The organism is Melghirimyces profundicolus, assembly GCF_003054245.1.
Taxonomy (GTDB): Bacteria; Bacillota; Bacilli; order Thermoactinomycetales; family DSM-45169; genus Melghirimyces; species Melghirimyces profundicolus.
Genome location: NZ_QBKR01000003.1, coordinates 133,867 through 150,978, shown reverse-complemented (window position 1 = coordinate 150,978; position 17,112 = coordinate 133,867). Strand labels below are relative to the sequence as shown.

The 17,112-nt window shown below is 54.5% G+C and carries 12 protein-coding genes and 1 riboswitch; all 12 genes read right to left on the bottom strand.

Translation table 11 applies throughout. The annotated features are described in order from the left end of the window. Nucleotides 1-1,018: 1,018 nt before the first annotated feature. The 12 genes from C8P63_RS03420 to C8P63_RS03350 all read right to left on the bottom strand — a co-directional run bounded on the left by C8P63_RS03420 (nucleotide 1,019) and on the right by C8P63_RS03350 (nucleotide 17,067). A complete protein-coding gene (locus C8P63_RS03420) occupies nucleotides 1,019-2,608 on the bottom strand; it encodes an alkaline phosphatase D family protein (RefSeq protein ID WP_211308236.1) in 1,590 nt (529 codons plus the stop codon). Between the two features lie 226 nt (nucleotides 2,609-2,834). Beyond that, entirely contained in the window at nucleotides 2,835-3,794 is a 960-nt protein-coding gene (locus C8P63_RS03415; RefSeq protein ID WP_108021930.1) for a metal-dependent hydrolase, read from the bottom strand. Between the two features lie 16 nt (nucleotides 3,795-3,810). Beyond that, nucleotides 3,811-4,290 (bottom strand): DedA family protein, encoded by a 480-nt coding sequence (locus tag C8P63_RS03410; protein ID WP_170109474.1) that lies wholly within the window; start codon nucleotides 4,288-4,290, stop codon nucleotides 3,811-3,813. A gap of 1 nt (nucleotide 4,291) precedes the next feature. Then, the gene (locus tag C8P63_RS03405; RefSeq protein WP_108021928.1) at nucleotides 4,292-5,212 is read right to left on the bottom strand and encodes a lysophospholipid acyltransferase family protein; all 921 of its coding nucleotides are present in this window, start codon (nucleotides 5,210-5,212) and stop codon (nucleotides 4,292-4,294) included. An 18-nt stretch (nucleotides 5,213-5,230) separates the two neighbouring features. Next, entirely contained in the window at nucleotides 5,231-5,983 is a 753-nt protein-coding gene (locus tag C8P63_RS03400) for a GNAT family N-acetyltransferase (RefSeq protein WP_245920651.1), read from the bottom strand. An 887-nt stretch (nucleotides 5,984-6,870) separates the two neighbouring features. Beyond that, nucleotides 6,871-8,244 carry an MFS transporter gene (locus tag C8P63_RS03390; RefSeq protein WP_108022005.1) on the bottom strand — a complete coding sequence of 458 codons (1,374 nt, stop codon included), beginning with the start codon at nucleotides 8,242-8,244 and terminating at the stop codon, nucleotides 6,871-6,873. Between the two features lie 601 nt (nucleotides 8,245-8,845). Beyond that, nucleotides 8,846-10,411 (bottom strand): phosphodiester glycosidase family protein, encoded by a 1,566-nt coding sequence (locus C8P63_RS03380; RefSeq protein WP_108021925.1) that lies wholly within the window; start codon nucleotides 10,409-10,411, stop codon nucleotides 8,846-8,848. 25 nt (nucleotides 10,412-10,436) lie between these two features. After that, a complete protein-coding gene (locus C8P63_RS03375; RefSeq protein ID WP_245920649.1) occupies nucleotides 10,437-11,900 on the bottom strand; it encodes an alkaline phosphatase PhoX in 1,464 nt (487 codons plus the stop codon). 432 nt (nucleotides 11,901-12,332) lie between these two features. Continuing rightward, nucleotides 12,333-13,100, bottom strand: coding sequence for a 3-oxoacyl-ACP reductase (locus C8P63_RS03370; RefSeq protein ID WP_108021923.1), 768 nt, complete (start codon nucleotides 13,098-13,100; stop codon nucleotides 12,333-12,335). 80 nt (nucleotides 13,101-13,180) lie between these two features. Further along, a riboswitch (TPP riboswitch) is annotated at nucleotides 13,181-13,280 on the bottom strand. A 138-nt stretch (nucleotides 13,281-13,418) separates the two neighbouring features. After that, entirely contained in the window at nucleotides 13,419-14,486 is a 1,068-nt protein-coding gene (locus tag C8P63_RS03365) for a class I SAM-dependent methyltransferase (protein ID WP_342748048.1), read from the bottom strand. 79 nt (nucleotides 14,487-14,565) lie between these two features. Next, complete coding sequence (locus C8P63_RS03360; RefSeq protein WP_170109473.1) at nucleotides 14,566-15,417, bottom strand: esterase/lipase family protein; 852 nt, start codon at nucleotides 15,415-15,417, stop codon at nucleotides 14,566-14,568. Nucleotides 15,418-15,924: 507 nt separating this feature from the next. Continuing rightward, nucleotides 15,925-17,067 carry an acyl-CoA dehydrogenase family protein gene (locus C8P63_RS03350; RefSeq protein ID WP_108021920.1) on the bottom strand — a complete coding sequence of 381 codons (1,143 nt, stop codon included), beginning with the start codon at nucleotides 17,065-17,067 and terminating at the stop codon, nucleotides 15,925-15,927. Nucleotides 17,068-17,112: the final 45 nt, after the last annotated feature.

Sequence of the window (17,112 nt, the reverse complement as noted above, 5' to 3'; positions counted from 1 at the left end):
CACCGGTGACGACGGCCTTCAGGATGCCGTTCAGGCCCCGTTCGACCGTCTTGAGGCCCTTATTTTTATGGCTTTTCCTTTACCCCTGATAAATCCTTTCGTTAGGGGATGAGTGGATAAGATGCTGCATGATGAATGCCTTGGCTTAGCAGTAAAAAACTCGTTATGGATTTTATTTCCACCAATAAAATGACCTCTTTTTGGGATTCTATTAAAAGAAAGGAGGCTCAACATTTGTATAAAGTACATTTAATCCCTTATGAAATTGAAGAAGTACGACCTTCAGCGGACGAAATACCCGAAGGTGTACAAATGGTACATGGACCTCAATTTTGGGATAAAACAGGAAACAAAGGAGACGGCGTGGTAGTTGCCGTACCTGATACAAGTGCCAACCGGACAACCCAAACCTGCCGGTCGGCGGATTCCAGACACATGAAAAAAGCCACTCATTTCAGAGTGACTCCCGTCGTTCCAACACGAAAAGCATCATGTTTTTGTTGTCCCCAGCGGTCAAAAAAACTCCTGAAGCTTTTGTCTATCTCCTTCGCCTACCTGTCCATCTGCCCATCCATGCAGGTACGGTAGCGGGATATTCCACTTCATAACTCCATACGCCTTCAAATGTATTAGCATCAGGTGAAAAAGTAAACTCTATCCTCCCTGAGGATCTCCTTACACCAGGTGAAGGATACAATCTTCTCCAATAACCGCTTAATTGTAAGTAAGATCGGGAATGTATTGTTTTTTCATGATGCTCCACTCCCCGAAAATTTTCATTCATCTTTATCCAGACTATGCATTTTAACAAAAAAAGGGGACGTTTATGGAACTTTCGCTGGTATTGTGTGACGTGAAAGTCGTTTGCTTCACATGGCGATGAAGCCTGCTTTACCATCAGCAGTATCCTGGGCAGATCGGCGGCGAGCCGAGAGCCTGCCGACAACATCCCAACAAACAAAAAAAACGCCCTCCATCAGGGCGTTTTGTAATATGGGTGACAGGAAGACATTTTCATTTACTCTTTCCCTGCTGCTGTTTTCACTTTATTCTCTTGAGAGAAAAGCTCCTTTGCACCCGGCTGTCCGTTTCTGACTTCCCAAGACGTCAACGTATAAGCCTCTGCATGAGGATCGTTGGGGGAAGATACCACCCTGTAATCGCTTTTCCATGCCTGGTGTGTCACATCGCATCGGACGTAACCCCGCAGGTCCCCGTTAAAGAACTTTACATGTGGATTCACCGGGAGGGCTGCTTCCACTGCACCGGCCCACCCGCATCCGGAACTGATCGATGTCCCAACAAATTCAGTCGCGATCGTCTCGGATTCGGGGTTATGGAAGTCGGCTTTCAGATCATTGACCCAGCTTGAGTGCCAATCCCCAGTGATGACAACCGGATTGGAAGGCTGGCGCTGTTGAATGAAATCGAAGATGCGTTTCCGTTGACCGGCGTACCCATCCCACTGATCGTGGTTGACGCTGATTCCTTCTCCCGGATCATAATCAAATTGCGCCATAATCGTCTGCTGGGCAAGAACATTCCAGCGTGCCTGGGAACGGTCAAGATTTTGAAACAGCCATTGCTCCTGCTCCGCTCCTGTCATTGTCTTGGACGGATCCGAGGCTTCCGGTTGAAGCGGGCCGCCCGGGAATCCCTCATGCAATTGATCATCGCGGTACTGACGGGTGTCCAATACGCTGAACTCAGCCAGATCACCAAAGGTGAATTTTCGGTACAGCTGAATATCATGGCCATTCGGTTTCGATCGGGCCCGGAGTGGCAAGTGCTCGTAATAGGCTTGAAAGGCCGCGGCACGCAAAGCAAGGAAACGCTCGCGTTCATTCGACTCCTCCCCGTCCGGCTGGGATACATCATTCGCCCAGTTGTTTTCAATTTCATGGTCATCAAATGTAACAATGAACGGAAACTTTGCATGGGCAGCCTGCAAATCGGGAGAAGTTTTGTAAAGAGCGTGGAGAAGACGGAAATCGGCGAGGGTTTCCGTATCCCTCTTTTCATATATGTAATCGCCAAGGTGGATGACAAAATCGAGATCCTCCTCCGCCATATTCCGATAGGCGGCATAACGTCCACCCACCCACGCCTGACAGGAGGCAAAAGCAAACGAAAGATGGTCCACATGACTGGCGACAGCCGGAGCTGTTTTTGTCCTTCCGGTCGGACTGATCTCTTTCCCGGCTCTGAATCTATAATAGTACTCACGTCCAGGCTTCAAGCCATGTACCTCTGCATGAACGGAATGTCCAAGCTCCGGTGTGGCAATTTCTGAACCGGCACGGACAATCCGATGAAACTGCTCATCCTCCGCCACTTCCCATTGAACGGGAATATTGGTGTTCGGCATCCCGCCCCTTCCATCTGCCGCGAGAGGTTCGGGAGCCAGCCGGGTCCATAACACGACCCCGTCCGGAAGCGGATCACCGGACGCTACACCAAGGGTGAAGGGATATTTCGAGAACTTCATGGCGGCCTCTGCTTGAGGTTGTGTCGCCGAAAATGGGAATGTCAGCCCCAAAGCCGTCAGAACCGCTGTTTTTCCGGTCATTCCAAGAAAGGTTCGTCGATCCATTTTGTCGTTACCCATTTCCCGCAACTCCTTTTCCAATCGTGGTTGCTTTATTTGGAGAATCCTCCGGATTGAGTATAGAAAACAGGAATCGATATTTTATTAAAAAAATATAAAATATGCTTTAATAATTTCCGGCCCTCCATTGAGGTGACAGAGATCTTCTTTGCCCTCGTATAAACCTGGGTTACTGTGGTTCCTTACACCCTTGCCGGGGTGACCGGTCCCTTCCCGGGGTGAACGGTTACACATACGGTGGATCCCACGCTTTTTTTCGCCAACCCAGTTTCTGCTCCCGGACGCTCAGGTTGCGATCGAGCTGGATGTCGACACCGAAGCTCAGCTTCCGGTCATACCAGAAGCGGACGTCGCTCCAACTGACCAGATAGCCGTCCTTCTTCTCTTTCCAGGAAACATGGATTCGCTGGGCAAATGAAAGGAACGCCCGAACTCCGTCGGTTTCCATGGATGCCCGGATGATGGGGGAATCCGACGCCTTGGGGTACGTATCTTGGAGAATGATGTTTCCGTAAACCACTTTTCCCGTATGGAAACACTTTGACGTTTCCATTACGAAAACCCAATGAAACCAGTGCAGGGTCGGGGTGACCTGGCAGCTGCCCCGCTCCCCAAAATACTCTCTCACTCTTCGGACCAAGTGTCGGTGCTGAAGGGCCCGAACCGCGATGTACACAAAGGTGGCGGCATAGACCCCGGGAAAAACCGACGCTGCGCTGATGCCGCTCCACCAGAGGAGCAGCCCGGCGAAATGAAGAAAAAAGAGAAACGGTTCAAAAATCGATAAAATATCCAGGTGAAACCATTTCTTCGAGAAGGGCCAGGCCCATTGCGTTCCGTAGGTGTTCAATACATCGAGAAAGACATGGAACAACACACCGACCAGGATCCATATCCAAAGGAAGAACACGTGTTCATCCACTTGGAACAGAGGAATCAATAACGAACCGATCAACACGGGCCACAGAAGCCAGGCGAACACGGAATGGGTGACTCCCCGGTGGTGACGGAGATAAGAAGCATATCCCTTGAAGCGGGTCATTCCGTCCAAATCCGGGGCATTGGAACCGAAAACACATCCCGCAATGACGGCCTTGGACAGGGCAGGATCCCCGGCCACCGCCGGGTCCGTATGGGCGAGGCCGGCCAAAGTCACTCCCATCAACACGTGACTGGCAGTATCCATGGTATCTCCCCCTTATTCAGACCAGCATCCAACCGATCCAAAGATAAAAACCGACCCAGACCAGAGCTCCCGCGAAGGATCCGACGGCGAAGGTCTGAAGACGCAGGCGAACCAGACCGGCCGTGTAAGCTGTTCCCATGCGGACTCCGGGAACAAAATAGGAAACAGCCACCGCCCAACCACCGTATCGGTTTATCAGCTTAAGGGAAGTCCGAATCCGCTTCTTTGACAACCCCCATTTTCTTCCCCACCGGATCAGCCACCGCCGACGGGGAAGGGAAGCCACCCTGTAATTGATCAAGGAACCGAGGAGAACGGCGAATACACCACATCCGAAGGAAGACAGAGGGTCCAACCAACCTTTGGCGGCCAGGACACCGGCATAAATCAGCAACCCCTCGTCGGGGAGGGGAAAACCGATGATCCCCGCCAGAATCACCATGAACAACAATGGATACCCATACTCCCGGATCAGCATGTAAGCCGCCTCTTCCATCTTAACGGCTCTCCCTGCCCGTTCCGTTGTTATCCGCGGAATCTTCCCAGCGATGATGAACATCAAACCAATACAGCCACTGCTCCGGCTGTTCCCGGATCATCTGCTCCAATTGGATATTGAGGTGGTTAACGGCTTCGCGAATGCGGGTCCGGTCGTATCGACGATACAGGTGAAGAGGTGGATACAGGGTTAACTGATGACGGTAATCACGGGTGCGCGTACCCAGGCAGGGAATCACCGGGATTTCCCCTTCGATCGACAGGACGGCGGTACCCGACGGGCTTCGGGTGGGTTTTCCGAACAGCCGGGAGGGTTGGAAAGTCGGCCTCCAGAAATCGCCCAGGAGAAACACCACTCCGTTTTGTTTCAGATGATTTCGCAGCCTTTTCATTAAGGTGATCGGAGGGGTTTGGTCATAATCCAAGCCTTCACAGCCCATATTCCGGAATCGAAGGTAAAGCGGGCGAAGCTCCGCGCTGCCGGCGGTGGCCACCGTCAGGCAGGGATACAGACGGGATAAATACCAGTAACAGTAGAAAAAATTCCCGGTGTGGGGTGCAAACAGAATGGCGCCCTTTCCCCTCTGCAAAGTTTCCTTCAAGTGATGTTCCCCCGAAATCGCGATCCGCTCATCCCCCGTACGGTTCAGGAATTTGTCGGCGCAAAGGAGCTCGTACAGCAAAACCGCCAGATGGGTGAAGTAACGGCGGGAGATTTGTTTGGCAAACCGCCGGGAGGGGCCCCATTCCCCCAGGTTTTTCCGAACCCTCTCCCGAAGATCCCGATCATACCCATACAGCACCCATCCCGCCGATTGAAACAACGGGAGAGCCATGCTTTCGGGAATGGTCTCCAGCCGGCGGGACCACTTCCCCAGGCTCCCCTCCCCGGCCGTGACCCGAGCGAGCCAGTCGTACACCCTCTCTCCCCTCCCCCGTCACCGGTTCAGAAACCGACTGCGATATTTTTTCATCACATTTGCATTGTGAAGAATCACAAAAAAATCATAGGAACCAAAGTTGGGGTCGTAGGCGGGATCTCCCCCGATTTTTGCTCCCAACCAGCGGTACCCTTTCATCAAGGGAGGAAGGATCCGCATAATCTCCTTTTCATCCGGCAACTCACTCAAGAGGGAAAGCCGGGGGATCCGGTGATCCGAATGGGGATGAATTCCGTACTCCTGCGTCAAAACTCCGGTTTGGCACAGATGGGTATACAGACGGTTCAATGATTCCATCCCATCCGGATACAGGTTGGCGCAGCCGATGAGATATCGGTAACCGTTCATCCGCAGATAATCCGCGATACCGGACCACAACATCCGGATCACCCGCCCATCCCGATACCCTTCGGCCACACAACTCCGTCCCAGTTCCAGGGTCTCCGGCATCTTTGTTCTGAACGCACCGAGGTCGAATTCCGTCTCGGAGTAAAAACCCCCGTGTTGCATCGCGCGATCGCCCGGCAACAGGCGATACGTGCCCACCACCTCCCCTTCGGGCTCCTTCCGTACCATCAGATGGTCGCAGACCGGGTCAAACCGATCCTGTTCCATCCGGGAAGATCGCGACAGACCCGTGGCGTTGCCTTCCTCAACAAAGACCTCATACCGAAGGCGAAAAACGCGCTCCAACTCCTCTTCACTGCGGGCCAATTTGACGGTCAGCCGGGCGTTCTCCGTCATTGTCATGCAAATCGTTCCTCTCATGGGTGATGGATTGTATCTTCCGATTGATCATCGTAAACGATCTCTGTTGAAGACCCATTAGCAGTTGTTAAGCACTTTATTGAAAATTGACAAAGAAAAGGTATAGATATACGTGCTCTTTTGAGTTCCGAAATCAAGCAGTTGGCACCCATACGTCCCTCGAAGAACCGGTCCCCGAATCCGAAGGTGATGACAAAACAAAATCCCAGTGCCCATAAGAAATCGGTCACTGGGAAGATCAAGCCTTATGACAGATCCATATTTCACAACGAAATGACTCTAAAAGCGTTGTGATTACATGTTCGATTCGAGAAAAGGGGAAGCGTTTTCCCAAAATAGCGACTTTGCTGTCCTGCCCAGCGGAGAATCAGCCTGCAAGGGCGTTCAGGGGCAATAGCTTCTCTGTGTTGCATCCGAAGGTGTTTGCCCCTGCCCGCAGCAGGATGATTCGGAGCGGACAGTGCCTGCATCGCTGCAGGACAGCATAGCGAGACCGGGGAGAGAAGCGACCCAGGCGAGACTTGTGCTCGGTGAGTGCAGCCGGAGCGGCTTTGGGTAAATGCTGCCGCTCACTTTTTCACACCGCTTCTAAAGCTGGCGAGTCATCTCTTTCATCTTCACTCCTTGCTTAAAACCGTTCCAATCTCCTTTTCCTACACGGAGGAGTCGGGGGCAGTGCATGCGACCCTGGATCAAGCCCCGTTTTTCAAGGAAAGGCTGATGGATTTCTTCGGTTTCATCATGCACCTTTTTTGGGGTATAAATTATGTTGGATTCGGAAGGTTAAAATTTCGGTGGTTATAACAACAGGACCACCAGTTCTATTTCACCCTATGGCACCGATGGAAGAATTCGATTCCAGAACTTCATTATGGCTCATCGATTTTGTTTTTTTCTTCTTTCCACCATAAGGCTTCTTCAGGCTTTTCTAGAACATCCCTTATTTCCTGTTTCTCTTCCACCGCCGGCGGCGACCCACGAAGCGATTTGCCTGTGGTATCTTTAACAAAATACGTCACTACAAAAATGCCGATAAGGGAAGCGAAAACAAGATAATATGCCGGTACCAGCCGGTCTGCCGTTAAATTAATCAACCAGGACACAACTAAGGGTGTCGTACCGCCAAATAATGAAGCCGATATATTATACGTAATAGCCAGCGCCCCGTATCTTACTTCCGTAAAGAATAACGAAGGCAACAGCGACGGCATCGTTCCTTGGAAGGAAGACGAAAAGACGGCCAACATCATCAACCCTAAAAAAACCATCCAAATATTGCCGCTTGCGATTAACAAAAACGATGGAATTGATAAGAATATCAATCCGATCAATCCGCCCTGAACAATTCGCTTCGCGCCAATGCGGTCACCAAAATAACCCATCATAATTACAATTGGCACCATAATCAACATGATGATTACAACTAACAAGAGCCCTTTCGTTTCCCCATAACCAAGCACGGCGGATAAATGCGAAGGCATATAGGACAAAACCATGTAGTTCACAACGTTATAAAAGAATACCACGATCATGCCAATCAGCAAAGTCCTCCAATGAGAAATGAATATGTCCTTCATAGACAGATGTTGACGATCATTCCTTGCTTCTTCCATAGCTTCAAATGCGGGGGTTTCCTCTAAACGATTACGCAAGTAGAAGCCGATGAAACCAATAGGTCCAGCGATCAAAAATGGAATTCGCCACCCCCAATTCACCATAGTTTCCGATCCTAAAATAAAAGTAAGCAAAGTGACGAGACCGGCCCCGGCAATATATCCAATTAAGGTGCCCACTTCTAATCCGCTTGCCATAACCCCTCGCTTCTTGTCCGGCGTCGATTCGGCGATAAAAGTCATGGCACCTGCATACTCCCCGCCGGTCGAGAATCCCTGGACCAATCTGGCGATTAACAATAATATGGTTGCCGTCGAGCCAATCGTTGTATAACTTGGAATCAAGCCGATACTTAAGGTAGAGATCGCCATCACTATCAACGTCATCGCCAACACTTTTTTGCGTCCCAATCGATCGCCCAACATCCCGAAAAACAAACCACCCAACGGACGGACAAGAAAGGCGACGGCAAAGGTGGCAAAGGTATAAATCAATTGCACACCCCCGGTCATTTCAGGAAAAAAGACTTTGCCGATCGTCACAGCCAAATAAGAATAAATGCCAAAGTCAAACCATTCCATGGCATTACCAAGCCCTGTAGCCGCAACCGCCTTTTTTGCGACTTCCATATCTACAACGGTAACATCCTCTTGCTCCAATCTTTGTTTTGACTTTATTTTGATCGAAAATCGCTGTTTTTTGTTATCTCCCTTTTCAGCCAAGCGTTGCCCCTCCTTGTCGAGCCGTGTACAGGCTCTTAGACTTCAGTTCACCCGACATTTAGTATGAGCGAGGGGCTGATGCTCCATTCAAAACTGCAAATCAGTCCGAGTGGCTGCCGCCGGAATACTCCGGCCCTTATGTATCCCATGCCGGCGGACCGACACCCAATTCGAGAGCCCGCTCCGGTGGCGGGAGAAGCTATCTCTCGAACGAAAGTCACTATCGCTCCAACCGGCTCCGGATCGCGCTCGGAGCAGACCGACATCCCCGGTGGCCACCTCCATAACGCCGCCCTGGACAATGATCCCGAGGACAAGAGCGTTTATATCGACACAAAGTTCCGCGGGGAACGAAGAACCTCCGTCCATCAGACAATCGCTTTGGTAACGGCAGCCGCCCGATCGCTGGATTCATAATGAAAACCACCCCGGTCAGCGGGGTGGTTTGATGTGAACCATTTAACCCCGGCTTTCCAAGGAAAACCGGGGGTTGTTCATTCTATTCATCTCACTCCCTGATCAACAGTGCATCCGCGATGGGACGTTCTCCGGTCGGGTCGGAAGGGTGGTTGACCACCCGGTCTTCGACCGTCATGGTGGTGGATCCCCCTCCATCCAGGTTCAACCCTTCCCGTGCACCCAACGCCTTTAAAATCCGGGCACTTTCCTTGAAACTGGCCCCGATGCTGGTACCCGGGTTGCGGCCGTCCACCGTCACCAGCAGAAGACGGCCCTGTTCCGTAATCCCGGCGAGGGTGCGCGGATTGCGCCGAGCTCCGAAGCGGTAGTAAAATTCGGGGTTCTCTTTCCAATGAAATCCTTCCCTGACGGCCGTGATCGCCGGCTCCCCGTCTTTGAGCAACCGCGGTCCGCCGTTGAGAATATGCATACGGGGGGAGAGAGGCAGACGATGCCTTCCCGCTTGGACCCGGGTTTCAAAGGTCAACCGGGTCCCGGGACGGGCGTATTGTTGCAGCCAGCCCCGCGCCTCCCCGGTGGCGGCCAGGACCGATCCCTTTTCCGGAATCGGTCCGCCCCGGTCCGTCCGGATCTCAAGAACCCGTCCCGAGGCGTCCAACACCGCCTCCGTCCCCTCACCTCCGGGTGTTTGGTCACCGAAGGCGGAAGTAAACCGGATCAGTTCGCTGTCATCGGTGCAGGTGTAGTCATGCTTGGGCTCCTCTGTCGGCCGGTCCCCGCCGGATCCGCCGCATCCCCGGATGAGTCCGGGGCGGCGGTTGAGCCCGTCCAGTTCCCTTCGAACACCGTTGGCGGCGAGAACCTCCAGCTCTGTGGAAACCGGGGCCACCCGGGCCCCCTGACCGGAATCAGAGGGCAGGACCAGGGAGGTTCGTCCCCGGACCGCTTCGCTCAACACGCGCCCGTTGATGACGGAGGTACCCGCCAGATCCCCCGGGGTTCCGTCCGTTTCCCCCACCACGAAATAACCGCCATTCACCCCCGCGAGGGCTCCGGTCCGGCCGACCATGGACGACAGGGTTTCCCTGCCCTGGATCCGGTCCTTGCCCAGTTGGGGAACAAGGTTTCCCTTGAAGGATCGGGGGTCGATTTCAAGAACGTGAACCACCCAGGGGCCTGTAGTGGGACCGCCGTCCTCTCCGGTATAAACGACCCGGAGCCCGGAGTATCCCTGGGCCGTCAACTCCTGTTTCAGTTCCTCCGCTTCGCTTTCATCGGAAAACGCCCCCACCCGTACCAGATAACCCAAGGGCCCCTCCCGGGGATCGTCGGGAGCCCGTTCACGGATCGGTTTCACCCGGGGTCGGTGCCCGTCAGACCGCAGCCGGGCGGCTTCCCGCTCCGCCTCCTCCCGGGTGGCATGAAACGCCACATCCACGGTGAAAAGATCCTTTTCCGAGGGCTGTCCACGGACGATCCGGGTATAAGTCACCCCCGGTGCCAGGGGTTGGGTTTCCCTCTTCTCCCGCAGGTCCGGGGGACCCAACGGCAGTCCCCCGCGATTTCCGTCCGCCGAACCCACCGAAGGACGGAGGCTCATCACGAGAACGACCACAAGCAACAGGATGAAGGGCTTTCTCACAGGCTTCCGCATGCGCTATTCCCTCTATTCCCTCCGTTCAACCCAACGGAACGTTGTGACGCCTGTAGGCCGCCGCTTCCAAGGGGCTCAGTCCGTACCGTTCCACGGCTTCCTCCAGCCCCTTTGTATTCGGAGCGAAGGTTTCACCGGGGGCCGCATGGGCCATCTGTCGCCGCCGCACGGGATTCTTTTGCTGGAATGGTCCCCAGATCGCGAACGTCAGCCCCGGGCTCTGGATGTTGACAAAGAAGGTCCTTCCGTCCGGGGAAAAGGTGGGACCGCACAACTCCGAGTCATTCAGCCGGTTCCGGGCAAAGGGGTAAATCTCCCCTTCGGGAGTGATTCCCATGATCCGGTCCTCCCCGTCCCCGTCTTCCACGAACCAGAGATCGCCCCAGGGGCTCATGCAGATGTTGTCCGGGCTTTCCATCTTCTTCGCTTCCGTGGCTTCATAAAACAGCTCCAACGTTTCCGTCGCCGGAATGTAACGGTAGATTTGTCCCAGACGCTTTTCGCCTCCTGCGGTGTCGTCGAACCAGAACGCTCCGGCGGCGAAAAAGGCTCCCTCCAGCCGGTTGAAACGGACGCAGCCCTTTTTCAGGGCATCATCGTGGGGTTCTTCCGAATTCACATCCTTCCAGATCACTCCGAAACGCTGACCCGGGTTGAACAGATCGGCATCGGGCGAAACCTTTTCTTCAATAGCCAGGGCCTGGAGTTTGCCGCCTTTTTGCAGCGCACCCGGTTTCATGCTCCGATCATTCGGGATGTAGCGGTAAAGAAAACTGGAACGCGTGTCATTGAGGGGATCCTCCGGATCGATGGTGCCACGGAAATCGTCCTCGGTCAGATAAGTGATCCCGGTGGCCGGGTCGATGGCTGCCGCTTCATGGGAAAAGAAACCCATCTCCCGGATCGGGGTCTTCGACAGATCGTTTTCCGGATCGTCGGGCATTACCTCAAAAACATAACCGTGTCCCTCCGTGCGGTCTTCTTCGCATGTCAACCACGTCCCCCAAGGAGTTGCCCCGCCGGCGCAGTTGTTCCGGGTGCCGGAGGAGGTCACAAACTCCCGGATTTTTTTCCGGTCCGATCCGACCACGATCCCGGTGGTCCCGCCGGGTTCCAATCGGTCATAGGGGTTCTTTCCGAAGACGGCCGAACCGTCTTCCGGACGCAGCTCATGATTCCGTACGAGGACCGTGGTGTCCCCCGGCCCCGGAAATGCCGCCATCCCGTCAAAGTCCCCGGGGATCGGGGCCCCGTTGGAGAGCTTCTTACCCTCTTCGGAGATGATCCGGTACTGAAAGCCCTCCGGCAAATCCAGCACGCCTCCCGGATCCGGGACCAGTTTGCCGTAGCCGCCGGAACCGGATGAATGAGTTTGAGCGTTGGCCGCCCCGAGTCCCATGGGAAGACTGTTTGCAATGACAAGACCCGCCGCACTCACCCCCGTCATCTTCAAAAAGTGACGGCGGCTGATTTTTCCCTTTTCGCTCACCAAAATCCCCCTCATCTCTGTTAGATTGGCTTTCGATTAATTTTGTAACTTTCTGTCAAAATTCGAAAAGGTGACTGTTATCCCCCTGACAACAAGATCGGAAGATGATCTTCCCGTGAAAACAGAAACATGCCCTGAACCACCGAAGCATCCCATTCCCTCCAAACCTGAAAAGATCGAACACTGTTATGGTAGTGCAGCCACATTAACCAGCCATTAAAAGAATGTTAGGAATATCTTCGCTTCTTTCGTTGAAAGACCTTCCACACTCTTATAAGAACCCATCACCCCGCCTTCTGCCAAGACGGGGTGATGGGTGTCTCCTGTATATTTAAAAGGGGGAAGAGGCTGATCCGATGATCGATCAACACAAGGCATTTCCCCGTGCCATTTCAGGGGTGGTAACCACCAATCGGCCGCCTACCCATCCATTCAGTTCATCACCAGACCCCCATCCACGATCAGATACTGCCCGGTGATCTGTCGCGCCCAGTCCGAGGCGAAGAACAAGACGGCGCCGGCCACATCGTCCGGTCGGGTAACCCGCCGGAGGGGAGTGATGGAACGGACGAGTTCAAAGACTTCGTCGGAGGTTTTCCGGCTGGCCCGGGTTCGGTCGAGCAAGCCCCCCGCCACTGTGTTCACCGTGATGTTAAAGGGACCCAGTTCCGCGGCCAAGGTGCGGGTGAAACCCATCAGGGCCGCTTTGGCCGCGGTGTAATCGTGGTAAGGAACCACCGGGTGATTGACCAGATTGGTCCCGATGTTGATGATCCGGCCGAACTGCTGCTCCTTCATCTTTTTTAGCACGGCCTGCACACAATGGAAGGTGCCCTTCAGCGTCCCGTCCAGCTGATTTTGCATTTCCTCCCAAGTCAGGGTATCGGATGGGGAGCGATGATCGGGATCAAACTCATACCGGTACAGGGCGTTGTTGACCAGGATCTCAACGGGTCCCCACTCTCCTTCAATCTCCTTCACCATCCGTCGTACCGCTTCTTCGTCGCGAACGTCCGCCTGAATGGCGATCGCCCTGCCTCCGGAAGAAGTGATCTCATTTACCACCGCTTCGGCCTTGTCCTTGCTTTCCCGGTAGTTAACGGCAACGGAGGCGCCTTCGGCCGCAAAAGCCCGGCAGATGGAGGCCCCCAATCCCCGGCTCCCGCCGGTCACCAGCACGGTCTTTCCTTTCAGTTTCATAAAAAATCCCCTCTCCTTCCCGAGTACAGTGGAACCCGACGGAAAAAGGCCGCTCCGGGGGGAGCGGCCTTGATCAATGCAAAAAAACAGCCGGTACTCCCTTCGCCGGTATGACCCGGATCAGGTTCAAAGGGTTGGGACCTTGTCCCTCTCAGCCCGCAGGCACCCCTGTACTCCTTGGTTGAAAAATTCAATGGGTTATCGCCATCATAGAAAACTCATTGGCGGATGTCAAACCGATGATTTCAACACACCGGAAGGATGGCTTTCTGCATCGATTGGAAACTGAAAAAGGATCCCCGCCTTTCGAATACCTCTTCACCGCGGCTTGGCGACGATCCCGTTGTGAACCTTGATGATCCCGTGCCGCAGGATGCCGAAACCGTTTTCGTGGAGGTACAGCCCCATCTGCCGGATGTTCATCAGTTCCCGGTAGGTATAGTTCATCACGTCGGCCATGATTTTGTAATAGAGACGGGATTTCACTTGATCCCGGGGGGTGGTGAGGATGGCAACACCTCCCGGTTTCAGAAACTTCCGGTGCCAGTCCAGGACTTCCGGCTTGTACTCGTCGGGGAAATGTTCCAGCAGTCCAACACTGAGGACGATGTCGAATTCACGGCCGAAGGCGAGGTTTCGGATATCATCCACGATGTATTCGATCTTCATCTGCTCTTTGTACCAAACCTCCGGCCCTCCGGTGGCCGGGTTGGTCCCCAGGAAAGGGTAGGAGTCCGGGAAGCGGCCGTAACGATCCGTCTTGCAGAAGGCGTCATAATCGACCAGGACGGCCTCGCCGCCGGGATACATGGCGGAGAGCTGCATGGCCTCGTACCCTTCCGCGGCCCCCAGAAAAAGAATGCGCGGCTTCTCCACATCCAGCCCACGGAACAACGCCCGCTTGCCCCGCGGGTCCCAGATTCCGTCTTCCACCCGTTGGACGTAATTCCACAGGGAAAGGCGCATGTAATCGCCCAGGGCGGCTTTGACCTCCGACCACCGGAACCGGGACAGATGCTGTTTCAAGTTGCTCTTGGTCTCGTTCAGCTCCCGGGGGACATCTTTGACGAACCATTCGTGGAAGGAACGGTTAAAGTGCTCCCAGGACGTCTTGACGGACATGTCCTCATTCGCTTCCGCTTCCCACTTCTTCTTTCCTTCGGCCATATTTTCCACCCGATAGGGCCGACCGGCATCCTTCCAGCTCAGCTGGGACCAGTCCTTCACCTGGTCCGACTCGAACAACCGGTCCAGTTCCTCCGGCCCGGGGTTTCGGAGGTCGACCCGGTAACTCGGATTCAACTCGGTCGTTCCGATGTGCTCTTCCCCGTAGGGATACTTTGTTTCCACCCCTCCATCAGGAGAAGGTGCCGGCATCATCGGCATGAAAGCGCTCTCCTTTCTCGCCATTGGTTCTTCCCGATCTCCTTCGTTAAAGAAGGCTTTCCGGGTGGGGTCGGGAGACTTACCTCACCCGGTCGGGATCGGCCGGCCCGGGATGGGCCAGGGCGTCCAAAACAAACTGAAAGGCGTGGGGATCGTAGGGGATTCCCAGGTGCTCCACCTGATCGTAAGGATACACGTCTTGCAGGGTTATGTTGGCCACTCGGGAAGGCGGCCCCTTCAGAAAACCGGAGGTGCAGGGAACAACCACCTCATCGGTGCGTGTCGCCACCACCGTGTAGGAGACCGATCCCGGTGCCTCCTCCCCTTCGTTCAGTTTCCGCAGAAACTCCGACCCCGCCTGTTGCTGCCGGCAGGCTGCACAGGAGAAGAGGTCGACGGCCGGCCATGTCGCTTTCAGCCCGGCCAGGCCTTCGGTCCCATGGTTGGAGGGGGCCAATCCGATGAGGTCCTCCACGTTGCCCGCCCCGCCGAGAAACTTCAGGTAGTAACGGGGCATCATCCCGCCCTGACTGTGTCCGACGATGGATACCTTTTCGGCTCCTGTGTGGGCGAGGACCTGTTCCACAAAGGCTTTCAGTTCGGATGCCGATTCTTCGATCGGGCCGGTGGAGGGACCGGCTTTGCTGAAACCGTAATTGAGGGCATACACACAGTACCCCTTTTTCGACAAAAAGGGAGCCAGCACCGCCCAGTTTTGCGCCATGGTTTCAAAAGTTCCCGGTACCAGCACAACAGGCTCCGGATGCTCTTCATCCGGGCGGCAGTCAGGATCATTGGCTCCCGGCGGCGCCGGACCCTCCAGGAAATCCCCGGAACTGTCGGCGTTCACCGTCTGAGTGGAAACAAACGAAAATGAAACCAAGCCGGGAATCAGAACCATCAGCAGCACACGGAACAATACCTTTGGCAACTCCTCACCACCCCATGCAGTTTTCTGATTTCTAAAATAACACAATAAACAAAAAAGGTCCATGATCGTTAATATTCTGCATTCGGGCCTTAAAGAAAAATGAAAGACGAAATGTCGAATCCATTGCTATACAAAAAGCCTCGGTGTTCATTCGAGGCTTTTTCCCACATTGGATGGATCACCCGGGATGAAACGTATAAATGCCGTTGTTTCCGGCTCGGTGGACCATGGTCCACAGGGATCACCCGGAGATTCACCGAACAAGCGTCGTTCACTCTTTCAAACGGAAGGGGCCAAGGCATCCGGGAACCGGGGGACATGCTGGGTCCTACTCCTTTTCCTGACCGGATCCCCTCTTCCATTACCAGCATCGATCCCCTCCCCTGAGAGGAGCGTCGTAAGGATGAAAAAGGGGGGTTCGCCGAAAGCAAGCGTCATGATGAAAAAAGCATTCCCACGGCTGAAAACCGTTCATAGAGTTCAGGTTCCCTGAACCTCGCCGCGTTTTCAACACCCCAGCTGCCGGGCGATGACGAGCCGCTGGATTTCCGATGTGCCCTCCCCGATCTCCATCAGTTTCACGTCCCTCAGGTAGCGCTCCACTTCGTACTCCCGCATGTACCCGTATCCGCCGTGAATCTGGATCGCTTCGTTGCATATTTTGGTGGCCATTTCGGAGGCGAACAGTTTGGCAAAGGCGGATTCCTTCGTGAACGGTTTTCCCTGGTCTTTCAGCCAGGCGGCCTTCAGCACCATGTTACGTGCCAGTTCCAGGTTCATCGCCATATCCGCCAACTTGAACTGGATTGCCTGGAGTTTGGAGATGGACTGTCCGAACTGTTTTCGCTCCTTGGCGTACTGAAGGGCTTTGTCATAAGCCGCCTGAGCGATTCCCAGCGCCAGCGCCCCGATCGAGATCCTGCCGCCGTCCAGGGTATGCAAAAACTGACTGAACCCTTTATTCGGATCGCCGAGCAGGTTTTCCTGCGGAACCCGGACGTCTTGCAAAATAATTTCGCTCGTGTTGGAGCCACGGAGTCCCATTTTTTCATAATGGCTGTTGATGGTCACTCCCGGGGCGTCAGAGGGGACGATGATGGCGGAGATCATGTTTTTTCCTCTCGCGTCTTTCCCGGTCACAGCGGTCACGATAATGACCTTCGCATATCCGGCGTTGGTGATGAAACACTTCTCCCCGTTGAGGATGTATTCCCCGTTCTCCAGCACGGCGGTGGTCCGTGTGCCTCCCGCGTCGGAACCGGCATTGGGTTCGGTCAGCCCGAAGGCGCCCAGTTCCTTGCCGGAAGCGAGGGGCACGAGGTACTTCCGCTTTTGTTCTTCCGTTCCGAAATAGTAGAGGGGACTCGCCCCCAGGGAGACGGCGGCGGCATAGCTCAACCCCGTGCTTCCGCAGGCCCGGCCGATTTCTTCCACTGCCAGGGCATAGGACACGGTGTCCCCGCCGGATCCGCCGTACTTTTCAGAAAAAGGAATCCCCAACAGACCGAGTTCCCCCATTTTCCGGAAGGTCTCGACGGGGAACTCCCCGGTGCGGTCCACATGGTCCGCCTTCGGCTTCACCTCGTTTTCGGCAAAATCCCGCACCATGTTCCGGACCATTTGCTGTTCTTTTGTCAACTCAAAATTCATCTGCCCTTCCTCCCCTGATGTATTTTCCACAACCGAGATGGACCC

Coding starts and splice junctions, on each gene's coding strand:
- C8P63_RS03420 (WP_211308236.1), bottom strand. CDS start 2,608: ATGGGTAACGACAAAATGGATCGACGAACCTTTCTTGGAATGACCGGA.
- C8P63_RS03370 (WP_108021923.1), bottom strand. CDS start 13,100: ATGAAACTGAAAGGAAAGACCGTGCTGGTGACCGGCGGGAGCCGGGGA.
- C8P63_RS03365 (WP_342748048.1), bottom strand. CDS start 14,486: ATGCCGATGATGCCGGCACCTTCTCCTGATGGAGGGGTGGAAACAAAG.
- C8P63_RS03410 (WP_170109474.1), bottom strand. CDS start 4,290: ATGGAAGAGGCGGCTTACATGCTGATCCGGGAGTATGGGTATCCATTG.
- C8P63_RS03415 (WP_108021930.1), bottom strand. CDS start 3,794: ATGGATACTGCCAGTCACGTGTTGATGGGAGTGACTTTGGCCGGCCTC.
- C8P63_RS03400 (WP_245920651.1), bottom strand. CDS start 5,983: ATGACAATGACGGAGAACGCCCGGCTGACCGTCAAATTGGCCCGCAGT.
- C8P63_RS03390 (WP_108022005.1), bottom strand. CDS start 8,244: ATGGAAGTCGCAAAAAAGGCGGTTGCGGCTACAGGGCTTGGTAATGCC.
- C8P63_RS03380 (WP_108021925.1), bottom strand. CDS start 10,411: ATGCGGAAGCCTGTGAGAAAGCCCTTCATCCTGTTGCTTGTGGTCGTT.
- C8P63_RS03350 (WP_108021920.1), bottom strand. CDS start 17,067: ATGAATTTTGAGTTGACAAAAGAACAGCAAATGGTCCGGAACATGGTG.